The sequence below is a fragment of the Mycetocola sp. genome (assembly GCF_046716805.1).
In the GTDB taxonomy this organism is placed as follows: Bacteria; Actinomycetota; Actinomycetes; order Actinomycetales; family Microbacteriaceae; genus Mycetocola_A.
Genome location: NZ_JBKJWH010000133.1, coordinates 1 through 4757 on the forward strand (window position 1 = coordinate 1; position 4757 = coordinate 4757).

At 54.2% G+C, this 4757-nt stretch carries 3 protein-coding genes and 1 pseudogene; all 4 read right to left on the reverse strand.

The window, feature by feature from the left end:
* Positions 1-2223: hypothetical protein (locus tag ACLQ62_RS10660; protein ID WP_411721614.1), on the reverse strand; the 2223-nt coding region annotated here is incomplete at its 3' end.
* A gap of 132 nt (positions 2224-2355) precedes the next feature.
* Positions 2356-2958 carry a hypothetical protein gene (locus ACLQ62_RS10665; RefSeq protein ID WP_411721615.1) on the reverse strand — a complete coding sequence of 201 codons (603 nt, stop codon included), beginning with the start codon at positions 2956-2958 and terminating at the stop codon, positions 2356-2358.
* 133 nt (positions 2959-3091) lie between these two features.
* Positions 3092-4387: a PhoH family protein gene (locus ACLQ62_RS10670; protein WP_411721616.1), complete on the reverse strand. Its 1296-nt coding sequence runs from the start codon at positions 4385-4387 to the stop codon at positions 3092-3094.
* Positions 4388-4470: 83 nt separating this feature from the next.
* Positions 4471-4757 (reverse strand): annotated as a pseudogene (locus ACLQ62_RS10675) (hypothetical protein); the annotation flags it as partial.

Here is a 4757-nt window from a genome sequence, read left to right on the forward strand (position 1 = left end):
GGTAAGCTCACCCGGCGTGGACCACATGATACGGTTTACCGAGTTGGTGATGGATGGTGTTGTTCCGCCGACTGTGCGCACGTAACGGAATCTAGTTCCGAATGTTGAGCGGAGCTTAGGTGAAGTGAAGGAACCGTTGGCCGTGATCCTCGGGAACTCATAGACACGTATCCAGTTGGTGCCGTTATCCGCAGACTCTTCCACAGAGACATCCATATACGCGCCGGAACCCGTGATCGCGGTAACAGCTACGTTGAATGTATGGGAGTAGGTGCCAATATTGCCAATGACACCCGGAGTAATGGCCGAAGATGTAGCCGTTGACGTAATGGCAGCAGAGACGATATCGTTGACCAACAGGCCACCGTATCCGGCAGCGTTCCAGACCTGAGAGGCCGAGCCGGTAGACTGAATGGCGTTGACGTTCAGGGTAGGGGCACCTACAATGGCGACAGGGGCCGCGTTGTTGATGTCTGTAGTGTTACCACGTCCACCAAGGATTTCGACACCCTTGCGCTCATAGTCTAGGACACGTACGTAGTGGATACGAACGTCCGTGCGCTTGATGACGGCTCCACCAGTGGTGATCGCGCCGAAGTCAGGACCAGTGGCCTCAAGCTCAAGAGTCGTTGTGGCCGTGCGGAGAACCTTGTACGCGCCCTCGTAAGGCTTGGCGGAAGGCTCAAGTCCGTAGACGTTTACATACTCGCCCGGAAGCAGACCGGACCAGTTGGTGTTACCTGTCAGGAACAGGACGTTGTTCGTACGGGAAACGCTCTGGATGGCCTGTCCGATGATGCCCGGAGCAGAAAGCTGTCCTTGGTTAACGTAAACCATGCCACCGGCTGTGGACGCTGTTACAGCCGATCCCCAGACAACCGTAAAGCTAGTAGGGGATACGACGGACGCAATGGCTGTCTGTGTGCCAAGGTTTGCAAAGTTGGTCTGATCTCGTGTACCATAAATCTGTACGAAGTCACCGGCAACGAGGCCGTGAGGCGCGTCAGTGGTGACAGTCGCGGTCGTGGTGCCAGTCTTGGCAGCAGAGACAACACGTCCGACCGGGAGGGAGAACCCATTCAGGTTACGGGCACGGATCTGGACCTTGTACGGCTTTTCCTCGTTCGGGATCGCCTGTGAGTACTTAGAGGCACCGTTGGTACCAGCGTTGGAGTCAGCGGCAAAGGAACGGTACGAGATCTCGTCCTGAGAGAAGTAAAGCTCCTGTGTACCGGAAGCGTTGAAAGCGTCCGTGTACGGGCTTGTGTTCGTCTGTGCAGCAGTTGTAGTGGCGATAGCCATGTTTGTTGAGCGGAACTTGGTTCCAGAGCGCCTAGAGACGAACGAAGCGTTTGTAGAGTTGGAGTTCTCGAAAAGCAGACCGGCACCGTTTGCAGCATAGCGCAGCGGATCAGCCAGACGTACGTAGCCGCCTACGGTGGAGTAGGACGCGGCAGTGATGGTGATCGGGACTGTGAAAGTGTCCTGAGACAGTACAGTGACCACTACCGGGCCGACGTTCATTCTGTGGTCAGCGCAGCCGTAGAAGATCACACGGTCGCCACCCTTGAGGCCGTGGTTAGCCAGCGTGAACGTGGCGACGTTGGCCGTGACAGAGGCTGTCGCGCCTGTGATGGCCTTGTCAGGGACGGACGGGATGTACTCGATGTCTCCGGAACCGTCCGTGGCAACCATGCCCACGAATATTTCCTGACCAACGATACGCTGGGAGATGGAGGTACCGAAGACAACACGCATTGGGAAGTCGTAGGACTCCTTGGACGTGAGTGCTACACCATTTGCCTCGACAAACGGGTTCAGGGAGATGCGAAGGTAGGCCGACCCTGAGGAGTCTCCACCCTCAGAGATGATGTGGGCACCCTCAGTGTCCTCAGCTAGTTCCCATGTCTCAGAAGTGGACTGGACGCCTGTAAGAACGCTGGGGCGGGTTGAGAACTTGTTCTCACTTCCGAAGAGACCTTCATACTCTACCAGCAGGGTGTCCGAGTCGGACATAGCTACTGTATCATAGCTAAGTGTGATGGCATTTCCAGCATTGGTGCCAAGTTTGGTCTGGTCGTCCTTGTCGAAGATTACGACGTTACGGGTGGCGTTGGTGATCTTATCGAGCCTAGACAGATCAAAGGACGAGTCAAAATCTGGAAGAGTGATCTTCTTGGTGCTGGCATCGAATGTGTAGTTCTTGACTACTCTCTTGCTCAAATTATTTCCTTATCGTAGGCCCAAGGTTTAGGTAAGCCGAAATGGTGGTATTACTATTGTACCACTAGTCTATGATAATAGGCAAACGAAGAAGCCCTAGACTGTGCTAGTCTAGGGCTTCTCCTGTTTGTTTTATGGGAGGCTCCACTCCACAGATCCGATGGTGAGGATGCCGCCGCCAGCCGGAACATCCAGCAGAATCACTCCGTGGGCCTTCTCGGCTGGACCGAAGGACGATGGCAGGTTGAGCGAGTTGTCGATGCATGAGTACGTAGCTCCCGAGGACAGATTGCCATTGAAGGTTGTCCCGTTCGGGGCAATGAACTTGAAGCTCATGGGGCTGAGGAAGACCTGTTTCATGGGCGACTCAGCGAGCTTGGGAGTGGTCTCGACATCGACCGTCAGGCCGATAATCTTCCCGTTCGTTGGTGGAGAGGCGTATGGTTGGTCGCAGACCACATCCTTGACCTCCGTCACCGTGAACTTGCCTTCGGCTTCCGAGTCCGGAACCGAGTCCGAATCCTTCCAGAAGGCCGGTTCCCCGATCTGCTTGATCGTGTTTCCACGTGGACTCTTGGCAGCGGCCTCCGGTGTTGGTGTGGTCTTGGTGGCTGGTTCGACTGCGGCTTGGCTTTCGGATGGTCCCTTGTTGTCGCTGGAGACGCTGGCTCCACAGGCGCTGAGTGAGAGGGCGAGGATTGCTGCGGCTCCGAGTGCTACGATTGAGTGTTTCATTTTACTGCCTTTCGGTTTGTTCTCTGTGGCTTTCGCCCTGATGGGAAAGACTCTACGGCAGGATTTAAATAGTGTCAACCCTCAAACAGAAATAGTCCCCATCCGAAGATGAGGACTATTTCTATAGTGTATGTTACTTCATGTCGAAGTCATCCAGTACGCGGGATACAAGCTCTGCAACGTCGGAACGTTCGGACTTCTGGAGGGACGTGTGGGCGAACAGCCTTTCACCTAGAAGGCGGCTGGTTACCTCGTAAACACCATCGTGACGGCCTACACGGAAGTTATCGCGCTGGGAGACATCCCACGACATCACGGCCTTGGAGTTCTTTCCAAGGCGGCTTAGCGCCGTAAGGATAGTGGATCTCTCAAGGTTCTGGCTCTCGTCCAAGATGATGAACGCGTTGTTGAAGGTACGGCCACGGATGTGAGTCAGCGGGAGAACTTCAATGGCCTGCTTGGTCTTCAGAATATTGATCTGCTGCGGTGTGAGGAAAGAGTTCAGGCTGTCGAAAATTGCCGCTGTCCATGGGTCCATCTTCTCAGCCTCAGTGCCCGGAAGGAATCCAAGCTCTTCTCCACCAACAGCGTGCATGGAGCGGAAGACGATGATCTTTTTGTAGGTGCCGTTGTTGATGTTCAACTGCTCGACACCGGCAGCGAGGGCCAGTGTGGTCTTACCGGTACCTGCACGGCCACCGAGGGAGACGATCTTGACCTTCTCGTCCATCAGGTAGTTGATCGCAAATGCCTGCTCAGCGGAACGGGACTCCAGTCCGGAGATTTCGTACTGGTTGATCAGGTTGAATTCGTACTGTTTACCAGAGATCGCGAGCGCGGTGTCCTTGGGGTTCTCTTCGTTGCGGAGGATGACGCCAACGTTGCGCGGAATGTCAAGGTCCAGACGGACGGTGCCTGTCTCGTGGATCTCATCGATCTGCTCAGCAGTCACCCAGTGAGTTTCCGTGCTGTCGATGTAATCACCGGAGATGTTCTGAGGGGTGAAGTCAAGGGTCTTGACACCGACGATGGAAGCTGTTACCTTAAGAGGAACATCCTTAGTGACAAGGAACACGTCTTGATCAATCTCATTGGAGAGATTGAGAGCGACAGTGACAATCTTCGTGTCGTTGGATGGGTAGCTCTTCAAGGAGTCCGGAACGTCATGGACGTGGTTGGTCTCAATCCGGATGGTACCATAGTCCTCCCCAAGGGAGACGCCTTCCCGGAGATCGCCCTCAGAGAGAAGGGCATCCAAGGCTCGTAGGACGGAGCGAGCGGCAAGACCTAGATCGGGATCATTGCGCTTAGTCTCAAGCTCTCTAACAACTACGAGGGGGAGAACTACGTTGTGGGCACCAAAGGAATACAACGCCGTCCTTCCAGCGGAGAGAAGTACGGACGTGTCGAGGACAACGGTATTAGCCATTTGTATTCACTTACGGTGGTAGTTTCCTCATTACGAGGACTTACCACTCTATTCTACCATTGTTTATGGCACCTTGGCAAGCTCTACTTGCCTTTGACGGTTGGTTCGAGCCAAATGTCAGTCTCTGTGAAGATGTATTCCTGAATGGAGTAAAGTCCTTGGAGAGTGTGTAATGTTTCAATTGTACTCATCTTGAAGCACTTCGTCAACTCGTCACGGACTCGGTTGGTTTCAACCTTCTTCAACAGGGTTGTGTTGTTAGGGTCATACAGGAACGCCCAGATCATGTCGTCCATGTAGAAATCAAGCTGGATCGAGAAACGGATGGCACGGAGCATACGGAGAGGATCTTCCCTCAGACGCTCCACAC